The organism is Caballeronia sp. PC1, assembly GCF_021353155.1.
GTDB lineage: Bacteria > Pseudomonadota > Gammaproteobacteria > Burkholderiales > Burkholderiaceae > Caballeronia > Caballeronia cordobensis.
Window position 1 is genome coordinate 3164391 of the sequence record NZ_JAJUBH010000001.1, and the last position, 24667, is coordinate 3189057.

At 63.9% G+C, this 24667-nt stretch carries 22 protein-coding genes; 14 read left to right on the plus strand and 8 right to left on the minus strand.

The genetic code is table 11. The features are described 5' to 3' along the window. Positions 1-18 precede the first annotated feature (18 nt). The 10 genes from murD to lpxC all read left to right on the plus strand — a co-directional run bounded on the left by murD (position 19) and on the right by lpxC (position 11608). The gene (gene murD / locus LY284_RS15190; protein ID WP_014192341.1) at positions 19-1527 is read left to right on the plus strand and encodes a UDP-N-acetylmuramoyl-L-alanine--D-glutamate ligase; all 1509 of its coding nucleotides are present in this window, start codon (positions 19-21) and stop codon (positions 1525-1527) included. Beyond that, positions 1524-2801: a putative lipid II flippase FtsW gene (gene ftsW / locus LY284_RS15195; protein WP_014192340.1), complete on the plus strand. Its 1278-nt coding sequence runs from the start codon at positions 1524-1526 to the stop codon at positions 2799-2801. Before murD ends, ftsW begins: the two co-directional genes overlap by 4 nt. Further along, positions 2798-3916, plus strand: a complete 1119-nt coding sequence (murG, locus tag LY284_RS15200) for an undecaprenyldiphospho-muramoylpentapeptide beta-N-acetylglucosaminyltransferase (RefSeq protein ID WP_014192339.1) — start codon at positions 2798-2800, stop codon at positions 3914-3916. Before ftsW ends, murG begins: the two co-directional genes overlap by 4 nt. Next, complete coding sequence (gene murC / locus LY284_RS15205; protein ID WP_014192338.1) at positions 3917-5311, plus strand: UDP-N-acetylmuramate--L-alanine ligase; 1395 nt, start codon at positions 3917-3919, stop codon at positions 5309-5311. It abuts the gene before it with no gap. Positions 5312-5333: 22 nt separating this feature from the next. Continuing rightward, positions 5334-6275 carry a D-alanine--D-alanine ligase gene (locus LY284_RS15210; RefSeq protein ID WP_014192337.1) on the plus strand — a complete coding sequence of 314 codons (942 nt, stop codon included), beginning with the start codon at positions 5334-5336 and terminating at the stop codon, positions 6273-6275. A 34-nt stretch (positions 6276-6309) separates the two neighbouring features. Further along, complete coding sequence (locus LY284_RS15215; protein ID WP_014192336.1) at positions 6310-7062, plus strand: cell division protein FtsQ/DivIB; 753 nt, start codon at positions 6310-6312, stop codon at positions 7060-7062. A 27-nt stretch (positions 7063-7089) separates the two neighbouring features. Next, on the plus strand, positions 7090-8322 hold the full coding sequence (gene ftsA, locus LY284_RS15220) for a cell division protein FtsA (RefSeq protein ID WP_014192335.1): 1233 nt from the start codon (positions 7090-7092) through the stop codon (positions 8320-8322). Positions 8323-8430: 108 nt separating this feature from the next. Further along, the gene (gene ftsZ, locus LY284_RS15225) at positions 8431-9639 is read left to right on the plus strand and encodes a cell division protein FtsZ (RefSeq protein ID WP_014192334.1); all 1209 of its coding nucleotides are present in this window, start codon (positions 8431-8433) and stop codon (positions 9637-9639) included. Between the two features lie 285 nt (positions 9640-9924). Beyond that, a complete protein-coding gene (locus tag LY284_RS15230; RefSeq protein WP_233387189.1) occupies positions 9925-10428 on the plus strand; it encodes a peroxiredoxin in 504 nt (167 codons plus the stop codon). A gap of 262 nt (positions 10429-10690) precedes the next feature. Further along, complete coding sequence (gene lpxC, locus LY284_RS15235) at positions 10691-11608, plus strand: UDP-3-O-acyl-N-acetylglucosamine deacetylase (RefSeq protein WP_041730670.1); 918 nt, start codon at positions 10691-10693, stop codon at positions 11606-11608. On the opposite strand, the gene LY284_RS15240 is transcribed toward lpxC, so the two are convergent. From LY284_RS15240 to LY284_RS15260, 5 genes are all read right to left on the minus strand, one after another. Further along, the gene (locus LY284_RS15240) at positions 11541-12689 is read right to left on the minus strand and encodes a lysylphosphatidylglycerol synthase domain-containing protein (RefSeq protein WP_233386948.1); all 1149 of its coding nucleotides are present in this window, start codon (positions 12687-12689) and stop codon (positions 11541-11543) included. The two genes, lpxC and LY284_RS15240, sit on opposite strands and share 68 nt — an antisense overlap. Next, a complete protein-coding gene (hpnK, locus tag LY284_RS15245) occupies positions 12686-13504 on the minus strand; it encodes a hopanoid biosynthesis-associated protein HpnK (protein ID WP_233386957.1) in 819 nt (272 codons plus the stop codon). The genes LY284_RS15240 and hpnK overlap by 4 nt, the downstream gene beginning before the upstream one ends. A gap of 4 nt (positions 13505-13508) precedes the next feature. Further along, positions 13509-14930, minus strand: a complete 1422-nt coding sequence (gene hpnJ / locus LY284_RS15250; RefSeq protein WP_233386967.1) for a hopanoid biosynthesis associated radical SAM protein HpnJ — start codon at positions 14928-14930, stop codon at positions 13509-13511. Positions 14931-15014: 84 nt separating this feature from the next. Next, complete coding sequence (gene hpnI / locus LY284_RS15255) at positions 15015-16199, minus strand: bacteriohopanetetrol glucosamine biosynthesis glycosyltransferase HpnI (protein WP_375294248.1); 1185 nt, start codon at positions 16197-16199, stop codon at positions 15015-15017. 357 nt (positions 16200-16556) lie between these two features. Next, positions 16557-17042 (minus strand): DUF721 domain-containing protein, encoded by a 486-nt coding sequence (locus LY284_RS15260; protein ID WP_077157548.1) that lies wholly within the window; start codon positions 17040-17042, stop codon positions 16557-16559. A 287-nt stretch (positions 17043-17329) separates the two neighbouring features. On the opposite strand from LY284_RS15260, the gene secA reads away from it, so the two are divergent. From secA to LY284_RS15280, 4 genes are all read left to right on the plus strand, one after another. Continuing rightward, positions 17330-20143: a preprotein translocase subunit SecA gene (secA, locus tag LY284_RS15265; RefSeq protein WP_233386983.1), complete on the plus strand. Its 2814-nt coding sequence runs from the start codon at positions 17330-17332 to the stop codon at positions 20141-20143. Between the two features lie 158 nt (positions 20144-20301). After that, on the plus strand, positions 20302-21543 hold the full coding sequence (gene argJ / locus LY284_RS15270; RefSeq protein WP_233386985.1) for a bifunctional glutamate N-acetyltransferase/amino-acid acetyltransferase ArgJ: 1242 nt from the start codon (positions 20302-20304) through the stop codon (positions 21541-21543). Positions 21544-21566: 23 nt separating this feature from the next. Continuing rightward, entirely contained in the window at positions 21567-22430 is an 864-nt protein-coding gene (locus LY284_RS15275; RefSeq protein ID WP_014192325.1) for an ATP-binding protein, read from the plus strand. Continuing rightward, positions 22427-22858: an NUDIX domain-containing protein gene (locus LY284_RS15280; RefSeq protein ID WP_045451083.1), complete on the plus strand. Its 432-nt coding sequence runs from the start codon at positions 22427-22429 to the stop codon at positions 22856-22858. Before LY284_RS15275 ends, LY284_RS15280 begins: the two co-directional genes overlap by 4 nt. Before the next feature lie 10 nt (positions 22859-22868). Here LY284_RS15280 and yacG read toward each other — a convergent pair whose 3' ends face one another. The 3 genes from yacG to coaE form a co-directional block, all read right to left on the minus strand. Continuing rightward, entirely contained in the window at positions 22869-23060 is a 192-nt protein-coding gene (yacG, locus tag LY284_RS15285) for a DNA gyrase inhibitor YacG (RefSeq protein ID WP_014192323.1), read from the minus strand. 72 nt (positions 23061-23132) lie between these two features. Further along, positions 23133-23888, minus strand: a complete 756-nt coding sequence (gene zapD / locus LY284_RS15290) for a cell division protein ZapD (RefSeq protein ID WP_045452205.1) — start codon at positions 23886-23888, stop codon at positions 23133-23135. A 168-nt stretch (positions 23889-24056) separates the two neighbouring features. Further along, a complete protein-coding gene (coaE, locus tag LY284_RS15295) occupies positions 24057-24662 on the minus strand; it encodes a dephospho-CoA kinase (protein WP_233386987.1) in 606 nt (201 codons plus the stop codon). Positions 24663-24667 lie beyond the last annotated feature (5 nt).

The following is a 24667-nucleotide window of genomic DNA, read 5'->3' on the forward strand; positions in this document are numbered from 1 at the left end:
TTCGGGAAAGGTAAAGCGATGTTTGGCGAGAAGTTTGTCGGTCGGCAAAGTCCGATGGTGCTCGTGCTGGGACTGGGTGAATCCGGTCTGGCGATGGCGCGCTGGTGCGCCAGGCACGGTTGCCGCCTGCGGATCGCCGACACGCGCGAAGCACCGCCGAATCTGTCCGAACTCGCCATTCACAAGATCGATGCGGACTTCGTCGGCGGCGCGTTCACGCCGGCGTTGCTCGATGGCGGGATCGAACTCGTCGCGATCAGCCCGGGACTGTCTCCGCTCGCCGACGACCTCGCGCCGCTGATCGCCGCGGCGAAGGAGCGCGGCATTCCGGTCTGGGGCGAACTCGAACTGTTCGCGCAGGCGCTCGCCGGGCTCGGCGCGAACGGCTACGCGCCGAAGGTCATCGCGATCACCGGCACGAACGGCAAGACCACGACGACCGCGCTCACCGGGCTTCTGTGCGAGCGCGCGGGCAAGACGGTGGCGGTCGCGGGCAACATTAGCCCGGCCATGCTCGACAAGCTGACCGAAGCCATCGATCAAACCGCGCTGCCCGATGTCTGGGTGCTCGAACTGTCGAGCTTCCAGCTCGAAACTGCGCACACTTTCGCGCCCGATGCCGCCGCGGTGCTCAACATCACGCAGGATCATCTCGACTGGCACGGCGGCCTCGACGCCTACGCCGCCGCGAAAGGCCGCATCTTCGGCCCGCGCACGACGCGCGTGCTGAACCGCGACGACAACCGCACCATGAAGCTCGCGGCGTACGTCGCGCAAGACCGCGTCGTGACGTTCGGCCTGAACGAGCCGTTGCACGTCGGCGATTACGGTCTGCTGCGTGATAACGGCATGTCGTGGCTGGCCGCGGGCGTCGATCAGGACGCGTCGGACGAAGCGCCGTCGCGCCGTCGCAAGAAGGACGAAACCGCGCCGACCGTCGTGTCGAAGCGGCTGATGCCGTCGGACGCGCTGCGCATCCGCGGCCTGCACAACGCCGCGAACGCGCTCGCAGCGCTCGCGCTCACACGCGCGATCGATCTGCCGCTCGCGGCGCTCCTGCATGGCTTGCGCGAGTATCGCGGCGAGCCGCATCGCGTGGAAGTGATCGCGCAGATCGACGGCGTCGATTATGTCGATGACAGCAAAGGCACGAACGTCGGCGCAACCGTCGCCGCGCTCGACGGCCTCGCGCAACGCGTCGTGCTGATCGCCGGCGGCGACGGCAAGGGCCAGGACTTTTCGCCGCTCGAAGCGCCCGTCGCGCGTTGGGCGCGCGCGGTGATGCTGATCGGCCGCGATGCGCCGCGCATTCGCGAGACGCTCGCAGCGACGAACGTGCCGCTCGAAGATCACGCGACGCTCGAAGCCGCGACGAACGCCGCCGCGCGCATCGCGGAAGCCGGCGACGCCGTGCTGCTCTCGCCCGCGTGCGCGAGCCTCGACATGTTCAGGAACTACGCACATCGCGCCGACGTGTTTCGCGGCGCGGTCGAAGATATCGCCGCCGCGCGGGGAGTGATGCTATGAGCTGGTCGGAACGCTTCGGATCCAAACTGACCGGACAGCGCAACGCGGTTCCGAACGACACGCTCGCCGGGCGCGGCCACGGCGGTGCGCGCGGCGGCATTTCGAGCGCGGTGAACGGCGTGCGTCCCGCGCGCTCGCGCATGCTCGACTACGACTATTCGCTGCTGTGGGTGATGATCGCGCTGCTCGGTCTGGGCATCGTGATGGTGTACTCGGCGTCGATCGCCATGCCCGATTCGCCGAAGTACGCGAGCTACCGCGACTATCACTTTCTCGTGCGCCATCTGATCTCGATCACGACGGCGCTCGTCGGCGCGACCATCGCGTTCAAGATTCCCATCAAGATGTGGGAAAAGTATGCGCCGAAGTTTTTTCTCGTCGCGCTGGTGCTGCTCGTCATCGTGCTGATTCCGCACGTCGGCAAAGGCGTGAACGGCGCGCGCCGCTGGATTCCGCTCGGCATCACGAACATGCAGCCGTCGGAAATCATGAAGCTCGCGGTGACGATCTACGCGGCGAACTACACCGTGCGCAAGCAGGAATTCATGCACAGCTTCGGCAAGGGCTTTCTGCCGATGGCGGTCGCGGTGGGCGCGGTGGGCGCGCTGCTGCTGCTCGAACCCGACATGGGCGCGTTCATGGTGATCGCCGCGATCGCCATGGGCGTGCTGTTCCTCGGTGGCGTGAACGGCAAGCTGTTCGGCGGCCTGGTTGCGACGGCGGTCGGCACGTTCGCGCTGCTCGTGTGGGCGTCGCCGTGGCGCCGTGAACGGATCTTCGCGTACCTCGATCCGTGGGACGACCGCTACGCGCAAGGCAAGGCATATCAGTTGACGCACTCGCTGATCGCGTTCGGGCGCGGCGAATGGTTCGGCGTGGGCCTGGGCGGCAGTGTCGAAAAACTCAACTATCTGCCGGAAGCGCATACCGACTTCATTCTTGCCGTGATCGGTGAGGAGCTCGGTTTCATCGGCGTGATCTGCGTGATTCTGCTGTTCTACTGGATCGTGCGCCGCGCGTTCGAAATCGGCCGCCAGGCGCTCGCGCTCGATCGCACGTTCGCCGGTCTGATGGCCAAGGGCGTCGGCATCTGGTTCGGCGCGCAGACGTTCATCAACATGGGCGTGAATCTGGGCCTCTTGCCGACCAAAGGTCTTACGTTGCCGCTGGTTTCCTACGGCGGCTCGGGCATCTTGCTGAACTGCGTCGCGCTGGCCGTTTTGCTGCGTGTCGATTACGAGAATCGTGTCTTGATGCGCGGAGGAAAAGTATGACCGCGCAACGCGATCGCACCTTGATGGTGATGGCGGGCGGCACCGGAGGCCACGTGTTTCCGGGGCTCGCGGTCGCGCACTGGATGCAGGCGCATGGCTGGCGCGTGGTGTGGCTCGGCAACGCGAGCGGCATGGAAGCGACGCTCGTGCCGAAGCACGGCATTCCGATGGAATGCGTGCGCTTCGGCGGCGTGCGCGGCAAGGGCATCAAGACCAAGCTGATGTTGCCGGTCAATCTCTTGCGCGCGTGCTCGCAAAGCCTCGCCGCGTTGCGTCGCGTGAAGCCGGACGTCGTGCTCGGCATGGGCGGCTATATCACGTTTCCGGCGGGCATCATGACGAAGCTCGCCGGCTGCCCGCTCGTGCTGCACGAACAAAATTCGATCGCGGGTCTCGCAAACAAGGTGCTCGCGCGTCTCGCGAAGCGCGTGCTGGTCGCGTTTCCGAATGCGCTGCCGAATGCCGAATGGACCGGTAATCCGATCCGCGCGGAACTAACGCGCGCATTGCCACCCAAAGAACGCTACGCCGCGCGTTCGGGACGCCTGAACGTGCTCGTCGTTGGTGGAAGTCTGGGCGCTGCCGCGTTGAACGAAACGGTGCCGAAAGCGCTCGCGATGCTGTCGCCGCAAGAGCGTCCGTGCATCGTGCATCAGGCGGGCGCGAAGCATATCGAAGCACTCGAAGCGAATTACGCGGCGGCGGGTTTCGCGCCGGGCGCGGACGTGCAGCTCGTGCCGTTCATCGAGGACATGGCGAATGCGTACGCGTCGGCGGATCTCGTGATTTGCCGCTCGGGCGCGATGACCGTCTCGGAAATCGCGGCGGTCGGCGTGGCCGCGCTCTTCGTGCCGTTCCCGTTCGCCGTCGACGATCACCAGACGACCAACGGCGCGTTCCTCGCGAAGAACGGCGCGGCTGAACTGATACAACAACGCGATTTGTCGGCGCAAAAGCTCGCCGACTGGTTACGTGCGCAGACGCGCGACACGCTCGCGGCCATGGCCGAGCGCTCGCGCGCGCTGGCAAAACCGGATGCGACCGAAAAAGTCGCGAGCATTTGCGCCGACGTGGCCGGCGCGCGTTTCGACGCGCAAGCTCGGGAGGCACATTAAATGAAGCACATCGTCAAACATATTCATTTCGTCGGGATCGGCGGCGCGGGCATGAGCGGCATCGCCGAAGTGCTGCTGAATCTCGGCTATCACGTGAGCGGCTCGGATCTCTCGAACGGCGCCGTCACCGAGCGCTTGCGGGCGCTCGGCGCGCGCGTCGAGATCGGCCATCACGAGCAGAACATCGAAGGCGCGAATGCGGTCGTCGTATCGACGGCCGTGCGTCCGGACAATCCCGAAGTGCTGGCCGCGCGCCATCGCCGCGTGCCGATCGTGCCGCGCGCCGTCATGCTCGCGGAACTCATGCGGCTGAAGCAGGGCATCGCGATCGCGGGCACGCACGGCAAGACCACGACGACCTCGCTCGTCGCGAGCGTGCTGGCGGCGGGCGGGCTCGATCCGACCTTCGTCATCGGCGGTCGGCTGAACAGCGCGGGCGCGAACGCGCGGCTCGGCACGGGCGATTTCATCGTCGCGGAAGCGGACGAATCCGATGCGTCGTTCCTCAATCTTTTCCCGGTGATCGAAGTCATCACGAACATCGACGCCGATCACATGGACACCTACGGCCACGACTTCGCGCGGCTCAAGCAGGCGTTCATCGAGTTCACGCACCGGCTGCCGTTCTATGGCATCGCCGTGCTGTGCGTCGACGATCCGAACGTGCGCGAAATCCTGCCGTTCGTGTCGAAGCCGATCATCCGCTACGGTCTCGGCGCGGAAGCGCAGGTGCGCGCGGTGAATGTTGAGGCGCGCGACGGCCGCATGCATTTCACGACCCTGCGCGAAGACGCGCCGGCGCTCGACATCGTGCTGAACCTGCCGGGCACGCACAACGTGCAGAACGCGCTGGCGGCCATCGCGATCGCGACCGAACTCGAAGTCGCCGATGCCGATATCCAGCGTGCGCTCGCGGAATTCAACGGCGTGGGCCGGCGCTTCCAGCGTTACGGCGAAGTGAGCACGACGAGCGACGAAGGCGCGTACACGCTGATCGACGATTACGGTCATCACCCGGTCGAAATGGCCGCGACGATCGCGGCGGCGCGCGGTGCGTTCCCCGACCGGCGTCTCGTGCTCGCGTTCCAGCCGCATCGCTATACGCGCACACGCGACTGCTTCGAAGATTTCGTGAAAGTGCTGTCGACGGTCGATGCCCTCGTCCTCACCGATGTCTATGCGGCCGGCGAAGCGCCCATCGTCGCGGCGGATGGCCGTGCGCTCGCGCGTGCGATCCGCGTCGCGGGCAAGGTCGAGCCGGTGTTCGTCGAAACGGTGGATGAAGTGCCCGACGCGGTCACGACCATCGCGCGCAACGGCGACGTGGTGATCGCGATGGGCGCGGGGTCCATCGGCGGCGTGTGCGGAAAGCTGGCTAACCCCCAGCCTCAGTAAGAGCAAGACAATGAGCAACCAAGTGAATCAAATCGATCCGGCCGTATTCGGCAAAGTCGCGGTGCTGCTGGGCGGGAATTCCGCCGAGCGCGAGGTCTCGCTCAATTCGGGGCGTCTCGTGCTCGAAGGCCTGCGCGAAGCAGGTATCGACGCGCACGCGTTCGATCCGGCGCGGCGTCCGCTTTCGGATCTGAAGGCCGAAGGCTTCGTGCGCGCGTTCATCGCGCTGCATGGCGGCTATGGCGAGAACGGCCAGTTGCAAGGCGCGCTCGACTTCTACGGCATCCGTTACACGGGCAGCGGCGTGCTCGGTTCGGCGCTCGGCATGGACAAGCTGCGCACGAAGCTCGTGTGGCAGCAGACCGGCATCCCCACGCCGCCGTTCGAAACCGTCTTCCGCGGCGAAGACTACGCGGCGCGCGCGCAGGACATCGTCGCGAAGCTGGGGCTGCCGCTCTTCGTGAAGCCGGCGAGCGAAGGGTCGAGCGTCGCGGTCATCAAGGTGAAGAGCGCGGAAACGCTCGTGCCGGCGCTCGAAGAAGCAGTCAAGTACGACAAGATCGTGATCGTCGAGAAGAGCATCGAAGGCGGCGGCGAGTACACGTGCTGCATCGCGGGCGATCTCGACTTGCCGGTCATCAAGATCGTGCCGGCGGGCGAGTTCTACGACTATCACGCGAAGTACGTCGCCAACGACACGCAATACCTGATTCCGTGCGGTCTCACAGACGCCGAAGAAACGCGCATGAAGGCGCTGACCAAGCGCTCCTTCGAGATTCTCGGCTGCACCGACTGGGGCCGCGCCGACTTCATGCTCGATGCAAACGGCAACCCGTACTTCCTCGAAGTGAACACGGCGCCCGGCATGACGGACCACTCGCTGCCACCGAAGGCCGCGCGCGCGGTCGGTATCAGCTACAAGGATCTCGTCGTGAAAGTGCTCTCGCTCACGCTGAAGAATTAGGTCGAACACACACCGGACACGAATAAGCGAAACCATGTGGAACAACGTTCGCCAACTCAACCTCGCCGCCAATGCGCTGCACGTCGTGCTCGTGCTGCTGCTGCTGGCCGCCGCGGGTTACTGGGCGATCCAGCGTCCCGAGTTTCGCCTGCGCGAACTTCAGATCGACGGCGATACGACGCACATCAGTTCGCCGGTCGTGCGCGCGAGCGTGGTCGGTCATTTGAAGGGCAATTTTTTCACGGTGGATCTGGACGCGGCGCGCACCGCGTTCGAGCAGGTGCCGTGGGTGCGTCATGCGAGCGTGCGGCGCGTATGGCCGAACGCGCTCGCGGTGACGCTGGAGGAGTACAAGCCGCTTGGTACCTGGGGCAACGATCAGCTGGTGAGCGTCGACGGCGAACTCTTCACCGCGAATCAGGGCGAGCTCGACGACGACTTGCCCGCGTTCGACGGTCCCGAAGGCACGGCGAAGGAAGTGGTTGCGCGGTATCACGATTTCCAGAAGTGGTTCGCGCCGCTCGACGCGCAGCCGGACGAAGTGACGCTGTCGCCGCGCTTCGCGTGGACGGTCAAGCTCTCGAACGGCACGCAGATCGAGCTCGGCCGCGAGCGCAATCAGGACACGCTGAACGAGCGCTGCAAGCGTTTCGTCGCGTCGTGGCCGTCCGTGACGGGAAGATGGGGGAAGGACATCGAATATGCGGATTTGCGTTACCCGAACGGCTTCGCGATACGCGCAGCGAACATGCGTTTCATCAACGACACCGACAAGGCCAAGAAGTAAGCAGACATCACGGGCAATGAGCACGCTATGAGCAAAGACTACAAAGACCTGCTGGTTTCCCTCGACATCGGAACGTCGAAGGTGGTCGCGATCGTCGCCGAACTGAAGGGCGAAGGCCACTACGAGGTGATCGGACTCGGTCAGAGCGACTCGAAGGGGTTGAAGAAGGGCGTCGTGGTCAACATCGAGGCCACGGTGCAATCCATCCAGCGCGCGCTCGAAGAAGCCGAGCTGATGGCGGACTGCAAGATCACGAACGTTTTCACGGGCATCGCGGGCAGCCATATCCGCAGCTTCAATTCGAGCGGCATGGTCGCGATCAAGGACAAGGAAGTCACGCAGGCGGATGTCGCGCGCGTGATCGAAACGGCCAAGGCGATCAACATTCCGACCGATCAGCAGGTGCTGCACATCCTGACGCAGGAATTCATCATCGACGGGCAGGAGGACGTGCGCGAGCCGATCGGCATGAGCGGCATCCGTCTCGAAGTGAAGGTGCATATCGTGACGGGCGCGGTGAGCGCGGCGCAGAACATCGTCAAGTGCGTGCGCCGCTGCGGGCTCGAAGTGAACGACCTCATTCTGCAACCGCTCGCGTCGTCGCTCGCGGTGCTGACCGAGGACGAGAAGGAACTGGGCGTGGTGCTGGTCGATATCGGCGGCGGCACGACGGACATCGCCATCTTCAGTGAAGGCGCGATCCGTCATACGGCCGTGATCCCCATCGCCGGCGATCAGATCACGAGCGACGTCGCCATGGCGCTGCGCACGCCGACGCCCGACGCGGAAGACATCAAGGTGAGCTACGGCATCGCGAAGCAGGCGCTCGCCGATCCGGACGAAATGATCGAAGTGCCGGGTCTCGGCGAACGCGGTCCGCGCACGCTGTCGCGCCAGGCGCTGGCCGCGGTCGTGGAACCGCGCGTCGAAGAGTTGTTCTCACTCGTGCAGCAAGTCGTGCGCGAGTCGGGCTACGAAGAGTTGTTGTCGAGCGGCGTCGTGCTGACCGGCGGCGCGGCGATGATGCCCGGCATGGTCGAGCTCGGTGAAGACATCTTCCTGAAGCCGGTGCGCATCGGCGTGCCGGAATACGCGGGCGGCCTCGCGGACGTGGTGCGCAATCCGCGCTACTCCACTGCCATGGGCCTGCTTGCCGAAGGACGCTCGCAACGCATGCGCGGCCGCAAGGTCGCGGTGCAGAACGGATCGATGGGACAAGTGTTCACGAGGATGAAGGACTGGTTCCTCGGGAATTTCTAAGAAGAAGCATCACAAGAACTTCGCGCTGGTACCGGCGGCTGGCGCGCGATGTGAGGTTGCCCGATCTCTCATCGAATAACGCCGATCTTCATTCTTGACGGAGGCAACATGGATTTCGAAATGCTGGAAACGGAAACCAACGGAACGATCATCAAGGTCGTCGGTGTTGGTGGTGCGGGTGGCAACGCGGTGCAGCACATGATCACGCGCGGCGTGCAGGGCGTGGACTTCATCGTGATGAACACCGACGCGCAAGCGCTCGCTCGTTCGCGCGCCCCGACGGTGCTGCAGCTCGGCATGACCGGTCTCGGCGCGGGTGCGAAGCCGGACAAGGGCAAGGAAGCAGCGGAAGACGCACGCGAGCGTATCGCTGACGCACTGCGCGGCGCGCACATGGTGTTCATCACCGCGGGCATGGGCGGTGGCACGGGCACGGGCGCGGCGCCGGTCGTGGCGCAGATCGCGAAGGAAATGGGCATTCTGACCGTTGGCGTCGTGAGCAAGCCGTTCGAGTTCGAAGGCGGCCGCCGCATGCGCGTGGCCGAAGCCGGCTCGCAACAACTGGAGGATCACGTCGACTCGCTGATCGTCGTGCTGAACGACAAGCTGTTCGAGGTGATGGGCGATGACGCCGAGATGGACAAGTGCTTCCAGTGCGCGGACGACGTGCTGAACAACGCTGTGGCCGGTATCGCGGAAATCATCAACGTCGATGGCCTCGTGAACGTCGACTTCGAAGACGTGAAAACGGTGATGGGCGAGCAGGGCAAGGCGATGATGGGCACGGCAACCGTTGCCGGCGTCGATCGCGCGCGTCTCGCTGCGGAACAGGCGGTGGCGAGCCCGCTGCTCGAAGGCGTGGATCTGTCGGGTGCGCGTGGCGTGCTGGTGAACATCACGTCGAGCCGTTCGCTGCGTTTGTCGGAAACGCGTGAAGTGATGAACACCATCAAGTCGTATGCAGCCGACGACGCCACGGTGATCTTCGGCGCGGTGTACGACGACGCGATGGGCGACGCACTGCGCGTGACGGTGGTCGCAACGGGCCTGGGCCGCGCGGCGAAGAAGCAGCAGCAAGCGCCGATGACCCTGCTGCGCACGGGCACCGACAACCAGCCGGTCGCGCATGCGCATCACGCTCCGCACAATTCGTACGGCACGCAGCATGGCCAGGGCACGACCGATTACGGTCAGCTCGACACGCCGGCCGTATGGCGTTCGACGCGTGAGACGGCGGCATCGCACGTTCAGGCGCTGCAGGAAAAGGGCGTCGATACGTACGACATTCCGGCGTTCCTGCGCAAGCAAGCGGACTAAGCGCACGCACGGTATTTGCTGCTGAGTTCGTCATGACGACGCAGCCCACCGCGTGCACGCGCTGAACGACCGGCGCGGATGATGCTGGCTTCGCGTGGGGCGACTGTCCAAGGCCGCGTCCTGATTTAAATGGACGCCGGGCCGTGGCCAGCCGACCCCCACGAATTTGCCCCTGACGTCAAGGAAGGCAGGTTGAAGCCGGGATCGCCGCAACGCAGTTCGGCAACGCCGCGGGACGATGCGATCGCGAGAATGTCGCGAGCACTGATGAGGGAAGGACCGAGCATGATCAAAGTGGGTGAAACGTTGCCGGATGTCAGCATTTTCGAGTTCATCGAAGAGGCAACCGAAGGCTGCGCCGTGGGACCGAATGCGTTCCCGGTGCGCGAGCGGTGCGCAGGCAAACGCGTGGTGATCTTCGGATTGCCGGGCGCGTTCACGCCGACGTGCTCCGCCAGACACGTGCCCGGTTATGTCGAAGCGGCGGCGGACCTGTCCGCGGCCGGCATCGACGAAGTCTGGTGCGTTTCCGTCAACGACACGTTCGTGATGAGCGCGTGGGGACGCGATCTTCAAACCTCGGGCAAGGTGAGGATGATCGCGGACGGCAGTGCGCGTTTTACCCAGGCACTCGGACTGGATCAGGATTTGTCCGCGCGTGGCATGGGAATCCGTTCCCAGCGCTACGCCATGGTGGTAGACGACGGCGTGGTCAAGACGCTGTCCGTCGAAGCGCCCGGCAAGTTCGAAGTCAGCGACGCTCAAAGCATCCTGGCGACGTTGCGCTGAGTGCAGCGGCGCTGCGTTGCCCGCGCGCAACGCTCAAAGCGCCCTCGTACCAGGCCGCAACTTGGGGCCGATGACCGGAAATGCCTCCATTCCGGGCATCGGCCCGTTCTACTTCACTTTGACGCCGATTCCGCGTAACACAGGGAAACAGTTGATACTCCCCGGATCAGGACGGCGCGCGATGAATGGAGTATAATTCGAGCTATTAGTGTTTAATGAGCGATTGATTTCCTTTATAGGAAAAACACATCGGAAGAACATCATGTTGAAGCAGCGAACAATCAAGACCGTCGTCAAGACCGTGGGTATCGGGCTCCATTCCGGCCGCAAGGTCGACTTGACCCTGCGTCCTGCGCCCATTGGCACGGGCATCGTGTTTTCGCGTGTCGATCTGGCCGAGCCGGTCGATATTCCCGCGTCCGCGATGTCGATCGGCGACACCCGTCTCGCGTCCGTGCTGCAGAAAGACGGCGCGCGCGTGTCCACCATCGAGCACTTGATGTCGGCGTGCGCGGGCCTCGGCATCGACAATCTGTATGTCGATGTCACCGCCGAAGAAATCCCGATCATGGACGGCAGCGCGGCTTCGTTCGTGTTCCTGATTCAGTCGGCGGGTATCGAGGAACAGAACGCGCCGAAGAAGTTCATCAAGGTGACGAAGCCGGTCGAAGTGCGTGACGGCGACAAATTCGCGCGCCTCGAACCGTATTTCGGCTTCAAACTGAGCTTTACCATCGATTTTCGCCATCCGGCTGTCGACAAGACCGGTCAGGCGCTGGAAGTGGATTTCGCCACGACGTCGTATGTGCGTGAAATCGCGCGCGCGCGCACCTTCGGTTTCGCTCACGAAGTCGAAATGATGCGCGAGCTCGGTCTCGCGCGCGGCGGCAGCATGGACAACGCGATCGTGCTGGACGAATACCGCATCCTGAACAACGACGGCCTGCGGTACGACGACGAGTTCGTGAAGCACAAGATGCTCGACGCAATCGGCGATCTGTACGTGGTCGGTCATCCGTTGCTGGCGTCGTACAACGCGTACAAGGGCGGCCATGCGATGAACAACATGCTGCTGCGCGAATTGCTTGCGAACGAAGACGCGTACGAGATCGTCACGTTCGAGGACACGCAGAAGGCGCCGCGCGGTTTCGGATTCGATACGCAAACGGCGTTTGCCTGATAGCAGGCGTCCACGGAGCAGTGAGGAATGAGCGGCAGCGAAAGCGCCGCTCATTTTTTTTGCGCGTGACGCGTATCAACGGCCGTTTGCGCCGATCGCCGATCGCCGAAGCGTCGCGCGTTCGCCGGCGCCGCGTCATTTCCGCGATCTGCCAGCTAGCCAGCGCAATGCAGCCGAAGACCGTTTCCCGCATGCGCTTGATGAGCGGCAGCGCAATCGCCGCGTCCATCGGCACACCGAATAGGGTCGCGAACGCCAGCACGGCTGCTTCCTGCACGACGAGCCCGGCGGGCACCATGAACGCGGCGTGCCGAACCGCCTGCGTCAGCGCTTCGATCGCGAGCGCCTCGCCGGCGCTCACCGGCGCGCCGAGCAGAGCCAGCGCCCAATAGACTTCGAGCGCGCCGAGCATGTAACCGGCGAGTTGCCATCCGAACGCGCTTAGCAGCATGCCGGGGCGGCGCATGAGCGCATCGAGCGCGGTATCGAGATGCGCGCCGCCGATGCCTTGCGTCAAAGGATGCGACGCGCCGAACATCCGCGCCGCGAAACGCTCGATCGCCTGGAACCATCCGCCTTTTCTGACGAGGGCGAAGGCGAGCACGGGCAGAGGCAGCGACAACATCAGGCCGAGCCCGATCGACTCGATGCCCGCGCCGCGCCGTGAAGTCAGTGCGAGCACAATGCCGAGCGCCGAAAAGGCGTACTGAACGCCCATCGTCACCAGCACTTCCACGATCACCGACGCGCTCACGGCCGTCGCGTCACGCACGCGCCATCGGGCGAGCCGCATGCCGACCACTTCGCCGCCGATGCTCGCAACGGGCAGCAGCCGGCTCACCGCTTCGCGCACGGCCGCGACCCACCACAGAAAGCCGAGCGACGCGCGGCCGCCCAGCAGCACGCGCCAGCCTTGCGCGTCGAGCAGCAGCGGCAGCGCATGAAAGGGCACGAGCCACAGCAGCGCCCGCCCGGCTTTGTCGATGGCAGCGGCGACGTCGTGTACGCCCTGATGCAGCACGAATGCAATCAACGCGACGATGCCGACGGGCAGCGTCGCCCAGCGCAGCAGGCGTTTCATGTCTCGGAAGGAAAGAGATCTGCGAACCCGCCGCAAATCGCACCGGATGAGGCGATAGCCGACGCGACGCGCGGCGAGAGCAACGCGTCGAGTTCGTCGGCGTGACGATAGTCGCGCATTGATTCGGTGATCGGCGCATCGGCGTGCGTCGCGGGATGGCAGTAGATTTCCGTGACGCCGGGTGGCAGATGCGCAAGCGCGCGAAGTATCGCGGCGGTGTCCATCGCGCCGCTCGCCATCATGCCGAACACGTGATCGTTATGCGCAATGCCCGCGCGCGCGAGCCGTGCGCGCATCAGCGCGATCCACGGACGAAGCGCGAGCGGCGCGCCGCTGTCGAACGGCAGGCGCATCGCGCGCATGCCGAAGTCCCGCCCGATGTCGAGAATCAGCGACAGCACCGTCGGATGCAAATGGAAATGCTTGTGCGTATTGACGTGATCGAGCGTGAGTCCGGTCGCGGCGAACGCCTCGAATTGGGCGCGGATTTCCCGCGCCAGCTGGTGGCGCACGTCGGGCAGAAAGAAGAAGCGAAAGCCGTCGCGCACCATGCGATCCGCGAAGCGGCCGTTCTCATCGACGAGCGCGGGAATGCGGGCGGGCGGCAAGACCGCATGACCGTCCGCGAGCACGATATGCAGGCCGACGCGCAAACGCGGATGCGCTCGCGCGACCTCGACGGCATCGCGGGCGGCGCGCGCGCCGACCATCAGGCTCGCGCACGTGAGCACGCCTTCGCGATGCGCGCGCGCGACCGCATCATTCACGCGCTCATGCAGGCCAAAGTCATCTGCGGTGACGATCAGGCCGCGCACTGCATCACGCCTCGTGCGCGCGCAGGAAACGGAAGAATTCGACGCCTTCGCGCAGGCGCCGCTTCATCATGTCCCAGCTCGTGAGCATCTCGCACACGATCTCCCAGATCTTCGACGGACGGAAATAGAAGCGCTTATAGAAGCGTTCGAGCTCGTGATAAATCTCGTCACGCGACAGATGCGGGTAGCCGATCGCGGCCAGTTGCACGCCTTCCTTGCTGACGAGATTGATCGCCTTGTTCTCTTCGAGCCAGCCGTTCTCGACGGCCTGGTTATAGAGCGTCGTGCCGGGATAAGGCGCGGCCAGCGAAATCTGAATCGTGTGCGGATTGATTTCCTTGGCGTAACGAACCGTCTTTTCGATCGTCTCTTTCGTCTCACCCGGCAAGCCGAGAATGAACGTGCCATGCACCTTGATGCCGAGTGTGCGGCAATCGTCGGCGAAGCGTCGCGCGATATCCGTGCGCAAGCCCTTCTTGATGTTCAGCAGGATCTGATCGTCGCCGGATTCGTAGCCGACCAGCAAAAGACGCAGCCCGTTTTCCTTCATGATCTTGAGCGTCGAGTAAGGCACGTTGGCCTTCGCGTTGCACGACCACGTGACGCCGAGCTTGCCGAGCCCGCGCGCGATTTCCTCGACGCGCGGCTTGAAGTCGGTGAAGGTGTCGTCGTCGAACATGATTTCCTTGACTTCAGGCATGTTGTCGCGAATCCACTTCACTTCTTCGAGCACATTCTCGACCGAACGCACGCGATAGCGATGCCCGCCCACCGTCTGCGGCCACAGGCAGAACGTGCAGCGCGAACGGCAACCGCGTCCCGTGTAGATCGACACGTACGGATAGTTCAGATAGCCGATGAAGTAGTTCTTCAGGTTCAGATCGCGCTTGTAGACCGGCGCGACGAACGGCAACTCGTCCATGTTCTCGAGAATCGGACGCGCTGCGTTGTGCTCGATCGAGCCGTCTTTCGCGCGATAGCTCAGGCCCTGGATTTCGGCAAACGGCCGGCCCTCGGCAATGTCCTTGCAGGTGTAGTCGAATTCCTCGCGGCACACGAAGTCGATCGCATCGCTCGCCGTGAGCGAATTGTGCGGATCGACCGCCACTTTCGCGCCGACCACGCCGATGAGAATCGAAGGCGCGCGCTGTTTCAGATGCTCGGCGAAGAGCGCATCGGACGGAAACGAGGGCGTGCTCGTGTGGATGACGACGAGTTCGTATTGCGCGGCGATATCGAGCGTCGCTTCGACGGTCAGGCTATCGGCGGGGGCATCGAGCACGCGGCTATCGGCGATGAGCGCGGCGGGCTGCGCGAGCCACGTCGGATACCAGAACGAGCGGATCTCGCGCTTCGCCTGATAACGCGAACCGGCGCCGCCGTCGAAGCCGTCGAACGACGGCGCCTGAAGAAAGAGCGTCTTCATGAAAGGTCCGGCAAAGTATGTTGCGATGAAAAATGGAATGAAATGCGCGCGCCTGGCCGACGCGCCGCGCGGGAAATCGCGGGTCTAACGTCGCGACGGCATCGAGGCCGACGCTTCGGGCAGCACGCCGCCTTCAACGGGCAACTGCACGCCCCGCCAGACGACGCTCGAACCGAACGCGGCCGCGAGCCATTCGAGCGCCAGCAGGCCGTCGCGCAGCGGCACGAGCGCCAGGTCGCGCCAGAACGAACGCGCGTGGCGCGACTCGCGCGCGTGAAGCGCGAGCCGCGCGGCGCTGCCGGCGCATGACGCAACGAGCAGCGGCATGGCCACGGGCGACGTCGAGTCCGCCAGCGCGAGCGCCGCGCCGGCGACCATCCACGGAAAGGTGAACGTGATGAACAGAAACGCGAAGCCCGCGCGATTGATCGAGCGGATCGTGCGCAGCCAGCGCGTTTCACGCTGCCACAACGCGGACAGGCTCGACTCGGCCACGTCGGTGCCGACGATCATCGGCGCGAGCACCGTGCGCAGTCCGAGGCGGCGCGGATACTCGGCCAGGTAATAGTCGTCCGCGAGGCAGTCTTTGAGCGCGTGGAATCCGCCGATTGCGTCGAGGGTCGCGCGGGTGAGCGCGAGCGTCGCGCCGAAGCCATAGCGCCGCGAGCCGCCGCCATGCGCGATGCGCACGGACGGGGCGAACCACTCGTTGACGAAAAGCGAGCCGACGCGCGACCAGAAGGCTGCAACCGGGCCCGCGCGATAGAGACACGTGACGACGCCGGCTGTCGGATCGGCAAGCGGCGCGGTGACGGTACGCAGATAGCGCGGCGTCACGGCGATATCGCTGTCGGCCACGACGAAGATGCCGTGGCGCGCGTGCTGCGCCGCATTGATGAGATTGCCGACCTTGAGATTACGGCCATATACGCGCGAATCGACCACGAGGCGAATCGCGCAATTCGGATAAGCGGCCTGCAGGCGGCGAACGGTTTCGATGGCCGCGTCGTTCGGCGAAGCAACGCTGCAAATCAGTTCGAACTCGCGATGCGATTGCTCGCAAAATGTCGCGAGGTTTTCGAACAAGCGCGGCTCCGCGCCGCAAAGCGGTTTGAGCACGCTGATGCCGTGGTCGTCGACTGCATTTTTGGATGTCTTCGCAATACGCCGTTCGAACCGCGGCATCGCCAATGCGGCGACGATCGAATAAGCCGCGGCGACAAATACGAGACAGGAGATAAGGGCGTCGATTGAGACAATACTTAACATTGCGAAGCCAGTCATTGCTCGGCGGGAAAATCCGAGAAGCAAATGCCCTATCGCAGCGTTCAAGCGTGCGTAAGCCTCCAGCCGCTTGAGAATGACCGGATTTCATGCCGGGAGGCTTACTACGATTGACTGACGCGGATAGCGAGCGGCGGGGCTAGAAGAACGAGAGTTCGCTGAATTCTAGCAATGAGGATAAATGCGATGTGATAAAAATTGTGCGCGCCTAAACGATTATCAACGAATACCGAGATTATTTTCGCGCAATTATTTTTTGCATTTTTGCGGATCGATATTCGCGATTGACGGCGGACGGATTTACGGAAATCTCGATGCGTCCACGCCCGAATCCGGGCGATGTCACTTCTTGTCTTTTCCCGCCTGATGACGCGCGGCCATGCGCGCGAGCGCTTCCTTCAGCGGCGAAGGTTCGAGCGTCTCGGCCAGTTCCTGAAGCGCCGAGGCGCCCGCAGGCGACATCCGCGCCTGCTTCGGCGGGGCGGCTTCTTTCATCGGCTGCGGGCGCACGCGGATTCTCAGCGCATCGACGGCCCAGCCGCGCTGCTGGAGATCGGCGAGCAGGCGCGGCTCCAGATGCCGCAATCGCGCCGCGAGCGCATTGTGAGCGGCAAAAAGCGCGAGCACGCCATCTTTGATGAAACCCGGCTCCACGTTCGACGCCAGATAATCCGGCAACAGCGCGCTCAGGTCTCGCTGCAGCGCTGCCACCTGCTCGACGCCCGCACGCAGCGCGAGAAAGGCATCCGTGCGATCGAGCACGTCCGAGACGGCCTGCGGCCGGCGCGGATCGAAGCGTGACCTTGAATTTGTAGAAAAGCGGCTCATTTTCGTTGAGGCGAACGCCCGATGGAACGTTTGATTGTACGCGAGGCGGATCATTGTCCGGCGGCCGGCGGTCTTTCCGGAGGCTGCTTCCAGCCAAGCTTTCAACCCGTTGACTGTCGCGCCGCGCCGACGCCCGGGCGGGCACGCCGACACAAGGTCTGACAAACTCGCGTGCTAAAATTCCCGATTCGATTTCACCCTATGGACTTAAGTCGCCGAGGTTCTCCGAGGCCGGACGCAGCCTGGCGCTGCCGCCCGTCCGAAGCCGCGACGCAGACACTGATCCGATGACGACCGGTTTCCTTCAGAAGATTTTTGGCAGCCGCAATCAGCGGCTGGTCAAGCAGTATCAAAAGACCGTTGCGGCGATCAATGCCCTCGAGCCGACCGTCGAGAAGTATTCGGACGACCAGCTGCGCGCCAAGACCGACGAGTTCCGCCAGCGCGTCGCGGGCGGCGAATCGCTCGACGTGATCCTGCCGGAGGCTTTCGCGGTTTGCCGCGAGGCGAGCAAGCGCATCCTGAAGATGCGCCACTTCGACGTTCAGCTCATCGGCGGCATGGTCCTGCACTACGGCAAGATCGCCGAAATGCGCACCGGCGAGGGCAAGACGCTCGTTGCGACGCTCGCGGCGTATCTCAACGCGCTGTCGGGCCGCGGCGTGCATGTCGTCACGGTGAACGACTACCTCGCCCAGCGCGACGCCGAATGGATGGCGCGCCTCTACAACTTCCTCGGCCTGTCGTGCGGCGTGAACCTGTCGCAGATGGAGCACGGGCAGAAACAGGAAGCGTACGCGGCGGACATCACCTACGGCACGAACAACGAGTTCGGCTTCGACTATCTGCGCGACAACATGGTCTACGAGACCAACTCGCGCGTGCAGCGGCCGCTCAATTTCGCGATCGTCGACGAAGTGGACTCGATCCTCATCGACGAGGCGCGCACGCCGCTCATCATCTCCGGCCAGGCGGAAGATCACACCGACCTCTACGTGCGCATGAACGCGCTGCCGCCGCTGCTCGAACAGCAGATCGGCGAGGAGAAGGCGGACGGCACCGGCGTCGAGAAGCCGGGCGACTACACGCTCGATGAAAAAGCGCGCCAGGTGTTCCTGACGGAATCGGGGCACGAAAAGGCCGAGCGCCTGCTCGCCGAGTGGGGTTTGATCGGCGAGGGCGAAAGCCTCTATGCGCCGCAGAACATCACGCTGATGCACCACATCTATGCCGCGTTGCGCGCGCATACGCTCTTCCTGCGCGATCAGCATTACGTGGTGCAGAACGGCGAAGTCGTGATCGTCGACGAATTCACGGGCCGCATGATGACGGGCCGCCGCTGGTCGGACGGTCTGCATCAGGCAGTTGAGGCGAAGGAGCACGTCCAGATTCAGGCCGAGAACCAGACGCTCGCCTCCATCACGCTGCAGAATTATTTCCGCATGTACGCGAAGCTGTCCGGCATGACCGGCACGGCGGACACGGAAGCCTACGAATTCCAGGAAATCTACGGCCTCGAAACGGTCGTGATTCCGACCAACCGTCCGCCGAAGCGCGTCGACAAGCAGGATCAGATCTACAAGACCTCGAAAGAGCGTTACGACGCGGTGATTCGCGACATCCGCGATTGCGTCGAACGTGGCCAGCCGACGCTCGTCGGCACGACGTCGATCGAAGCGTCCGAGCTGCTCTCCAGCCTGCTGGGCCAGCAGGGCGTGAAGCATGAAGTGCTCAACGCAAAGCAGCACGCGCGCGAAGCGGCGATCGTTGCCGAAGCGGGCCGTCCGGGCGTCGTCACGATCGCGACCAACATGGCCGGCCGCGGCACCGACATCGTGCTCGGCGGCAATGTCGAGAAGCAGGCGTCGTTCATCGAAGCGGATCTGTCGATTCCCGAGAACGAGAAGGCCACGCGCATCCAGAAGCTGCACGACGAATGGCAGGCGCTGCACGATCACGTGAAGGCGGCGGGCGGTCTGCATATCATCGGCACCGAGCGTCACGAGTCGCGCCGTATCGACAATCAGCTGCGCGGCCGCGCGGGCCGTCAGGGCGATCCGGGCTCGTCGCGTTTCTATCTGTCGCTGGACGATCCTTTGCTGCGCATCTTCGCGGGCGATCGCGTGCGCTCCATCATGGATCGCCTGAAGATGCCCGAAGGCGAGCCGATCGAGGCGGGCATGGTCACGCGCTCGATCGAAGGCGCGCAGCGCAAGGTGGAAGCGCGCAACTTCGACATCCGCAAGCAACTGCTCGAATACGACGACGTCTCGAACGATCAGCGCAAGGTGATCTACCAGCAGCGCAACGAACTGCTCGAAGCGAACGACGTGCAGGAAACCATCGCCGCGATGCGTCAGAGCGTGATCGGCGACGTGGTGCGCACGTTCGTGCCGGCGGGCAGCATCGAAGAGCAGTGGGAAGCGCCGGAACTGGAAGAAGTGCTGCGCAACGACTGGTCGCTCGATCTAGCCGTGCAGGAAATGATCAACGAGTCGAACTCGATCGACGCCGAGGAAATCTGCGAAGCCGTGCTCGCCGCCGCCGACGAAGCCTACGAGGCGAAGGTCGCGATGGTGGGCCGCGAATCGTTCAGCGCGTTCGAGCGTTCGATCATGCTGCAGACGCTCGACAGCCGCTGGCGCGAGCATCTCGCCGCGCTCGATCATCTGCGTCAGGGTATCCATCTGCGTGGTTACGCGCAGAAGAATCCGAAGCAGGAATACAAGCGCGAGGCGTTCGAACTGTTCGCCGCCATGCTCGATGCCGTGAAGCAGGAAGTCACGCGCGTCGTGATGAACGTGCAGATCCAGTCACCCGAGCAACTCGAAGAGGCCGCCGAGCAGTACGAAGAGAAGGGCAGCCACTTGGAGAACGTGTCGTTCACGCACGCGGACTTCAACGCACCGGCGGCGGACCCGACGCCGGCGGTGGCAGCGGCGAGCGCCACCGCGCAGATGGTCAGCCAGGCGATGGCCTCCGGCGACGACATCAGCGTGGCGACGCGCCCTTCCGACGAAGTGCCGAAGGTCGGCCGCAACGATCCCTGCCCGTGCGGCAGCGGCAAGAAGTACAAAAACTGTCACGGCAAGCTGGCGTAATCGGCTGCTGACCAGAACCAAGCGACGCAGCGATGCGTCGTTTGTCTTTGCAGGACCCATCATTCACGGCGCCGAATTCGTTCCGCGAAGCGGCGTCAGTCTTTCATAGCGTGCCGGTGGTTCTTGCCGGCACTCGCCACCATCAGCGAGACGCGAACATGGCCGTCAATTTCCCCTCGATCGATCCCGCAGCGCTTCATCCCGTCGCCGGCGTCACGCTAGGCTGGGCCGAGGCGAACATTCGCAAGCCCAATCGCAAAGACGTGCTCGTCATTCGGGTCGACGAAGGCGCGAGCGTCGCGGGCGTGTTCACGCAGAACCGCTTCTGCGCCGCGCCGGTGACCGTCAGCCGCGAGCATCTCGCCGCCGTGAGCGAAGGAGGCAAGGGCATTCGCGCGCTGGTCGTCAATACCGGCAACGCGAACGCGGGCACGGGCGAGCCGGGCATGGCGCACGCGCGCGAAACCTGCGCGGAGCTCGCGCGTCTCGCGGGCGTCGATGCGCAACAGATTCTGCCGTTCTCGACCGGCGTGATCCTCGAACCGCTGCCGATCGACCGCCTGAAGGCCGGTTTGCCCGCCGCGCTCGCGAATCAGAAGGCCGCGCACTGGTTCGACGCGGCGCAAGCCATCATGACGACGGACACGCTGCCGAAGGCGTCCTCGCGTCAGGTCACGATCGACGGGCATGTGGTCACGCTGTCGGGCATCAGCAAGGGCGCGGGTATGATCAAGCCGAACATGGCGACGATGCTCGGCTTCCTCGCCTTCGACGCGAACGTCGCGCAGCCGGTGCTCGATCAGCTCGTGAAGCACGTCGCCGATCGCTCGTTCAACTGCATCACGATCGACGGCGATACGTCGACGAACGATTCCTTCATCCTGATCGCATCGGGCAAATCGAGCCTGCCCGCGATCACGTCGACGGATTCGCCCGCCTACGCCGCATTGCGCGATGCCGTGACGGAAGTCGCGCAGGAACTCGCGCAACTCATCGTGCGCGATGGCGAGGGCGCGACCAAGTTCATGACGGTGACGATCGAAGGCGGCACGGACGCGGCGGAGTGCCGCCAGATTGCGTACGCAATCGGCCATTCGCCGCTCGTGAAGACCGCGTTTTACGCGTCGGACCCGAACCTGGGCCGCATTCTCGCGGCCATCGGCTACGCGGGCGTGACGGATCTCGACGTCGGCAAAATCGATCTGTATCTCGATGACGTGCTCGTCGCGAAAGCGGGCGGCCGCAATCCGGCCTACAAGGAAGAGGACGGCCAGCGCGTGATGAAGAAGAGTGAGATTCTGATCCGCGTCGTGCTCGGACGAGGCAACGCGACGGCGACCGTCTGGACGTGCGATCTTTCGCACGATTACGTGAGCATCAACGCCGACTACCGTTCGTAACGCGGGCGCGCACCGAAGAGACAATGGACAAACTCGAACAATTTCTCACGCGCGCCGAGGCGGTGCTGGCGCGTATCGAAGGGATGTTGCCGCCAGCGACGCCCGATATCGACTGGCAATCCGCGGTGGCGTTCCGCTGGCGCAAGCGTCAGGGGCGCGGTTTCCTGCAACCCGTCGCGGCCATTTCGAACATCTCGCTCGATGACCTTCAGAACATCGATCGGCAGAAAGGCCTGATCCAGCAGAACACGATGCAATTCGTGAAGAAGCTGCCCGCGAACAACGTGTTGTTGACGGGCGCGCGCGGCACCGGCAAGTCGTCGCTCATCAAGGCGTGTCTGAACGCGTGGTCGAAGGACGGCCTGCGCCTGATCGAAGTCGACAAGGACGATCTGCACGATCTCGGCGATATCGTCGATTTGATCTCGGCGCGGCCCGAGCGCTTCATCGTGTTCTGCGACGATCTTTCCTTCGAGGAAGGCGAGTCGGGCTACAAGGCGCTGAAGGTCGCGCTCGACGGGTCCGTTACGGCGCAATCCGACAATGTGCTGATCTACGCAACGTCGAACCGCCGCCATTTGCTGCCCGAATACATGAGCGACAACGAGACGTACAAGCATACGTCCGATGGCGAAATTCACCCCGGCGAAGTGGTCGAGGAGAAGATTTCGCTGTCCGAGCGCTTCGGGCTGTGGGTCAGCTTCTATCCGTTCAAGCAGGACGACTATCTGTCGATCGTCGGCCACTGGCTGAAGCATTTCGGCTGCGACGCCACGGAGATCGAAAGCGCGCGCGGCGATGCGCTCGTCTGGGCGCTCGAACGCGGATCGCGCTCGGGCCGCGTCGCCTGGCAATTCGCGCGCGACTGGTCGGGACGCAAGCAATGACCGATTCGACGAGCGACATCGCACCCGATGGTCGCAAGGTGACCGAAGTGGCCGTCGGCGTGATGGTGCAGCACGACGGACGCTATCTGCTCGCGCAGCGGCCGGAAGGCAAACCGTACGAAGGTTACTGGGAATTTCCCGGCGGCAAGCTGGAAGCGGGCGAAAGCGTCGAGGCGGCGCTCGGACGCGAACTGCATGAGGAACTGGGCATCGACGTCACCGCGTGCCAGCTCTGGCGCACGCTCGAACACGACTATCCGCACGCCTACGTGCGTCTGTTCTTCTGCAAGGTGACGGACTGGAAGGGCACGCCGCGCGGGCGCGAAGGTCAGGCGATCGCATGGCAGACGCTTCCGGTGGAAGTCGCGCCCCTGCTGCCCGCCGCCCTTCCGATTCTCGAATGGCTCGAAGAGGAAGAGCGCGAATAAAGATTCGCGCTTAGTTCAGGCCGCCGTGCGAGTCGTCGTCCGGCGGCGTTTCCTGCGAATTTCCCGATATTTTGTACTTTTCGGCCGCCCACGCGCCGAGATCGATCTGCTTGCAGCGTTCCGAGCAGAACGGCCGAAAACGGTTTTCAGGGACCCAGCGGACTTCCTTGCTGCAGGTCGGGCATTTGACGACAGTGATCATGACAGTTGCGAATCGAGCCTGGAACGGACTAACGAACGATATTTGACCATATGAGGCCAAACCGTTCCCGGTTCAAAGGCTGCAAAGCGTCAGATGAAAGGGCACGTCGACATCGACGGCGCGCGGTTTCAGGTCGCCGTCCTGCACCGTGAAACGTACCCACAGCATGTACTTGTTCGCGCTGGCCTCGGGAATCACGCGCGTGTCCGGCGAAACGCGCACCTGCATCAACTGATAGGTGCGGCCGGACAACATCTGCTGATAGCTGCCCTGCATCGCCATGACTTTCGATGCCTGACCCGATTCGCGCGCGAGACGCAGCACGATGGTGGCCGCGTCGCGCAGTGCGAGCATCGGCGTGACCCATTGCGCGATGTCCTGCCGGCGTTCTTCCACCGGCAACTGCTGCCACGCGTAGTACGACGGCAAATCAAACTTGCAGGTGCCGCCGGGAATGATCGTGCGGCTGCGGATACTCGCGAGCCATTCGTTGTCGGCGAGATGCTGGCCGGTCTTGCCGTGCATGTCGGTGAGTCCGGCGAGCGTCTGCTCGATTTCGCCTAGCACGGCTTCCAGCGCTTCCTGCTCGATCCCCGGATTGCCGCGGAATGGCGCGAGCGTTTGCCGCTGCCGCTCCAGTTCCTTCATGAGATCGGCCTTGAGATCCGTGCGGCCTGCGACTTCGGCGATCTCGAAGAGCGTCGTGAGCGCGACGTGATGTTCTCGCGCGTCTTCCTGAGTCAGAAAGAACGTGAAGCGCTCGAACAGATCTTCGAGCCGCAGCAGCGTCCGGATACGCTCGTTGAAGGGATACTCGTAAAGGATCAAGCGCTCGCCTCGGCGTGGGTCGGTTGCTTCCATGAGCGGAAGTGAGCACATTCTAATGCCGCATCCTCACCCTAGCAAATCGGGGCCTGTTTGTGCGACAAACCGCGTGTTTCGGTGCCGAACTGGGAACTTTTCGGGCATTTCGCCGACTCAGGCGGACGCGTTTTCTTAGGCGGACGCCAAAGACAGATAGCGCGCGTGCAACGCGTCGACTTGCTGCCCGAGCGCGGCGAGCGTGGCGCTTTCGTCGTTGACGACGATGTCATCCGCTGCGGCGAGGCGGGCTTCGCGCGTTGTCTGTTTTGCGACGATCGCAAGCACCTGTTCGCGTGAGAAGCCGTTGCGCCGCATGACGCGCGCGATCTGCGTCTCGACCGGACAATCCACGACCAGCACGCGCGACACCCGCGCTGCCCATTCGCCCGATTCGACGAGCAGCGGCACGACGACGATGTGATACGGCCCCGGCGCCGCATTGCGCTGACGCTCCGTTTCGGCGCGAATCAGCGGATGCACGATGGCTTCGAGACGCGCTTTGGCGGTGTCGTCGGCGAAGACGAGCGCGCGCATCTTCGCGCGGTCGAGCGAACCGTCCGCCGCGATGAAATCGTCGCCGAACTCGCTCGCGATGAGCGGCATCGCGACGCCGCCCGTCGCCGTGATCCGATGCGCGATCAGATCGGTGTCGACGAGCGTGACGCCGCGCGCCGCGAAAAGATCCGCGACCGTGCTCTTGCCGCTGCCGATTCCGCCGGTGAGACCAATGCTGAACATCCGTC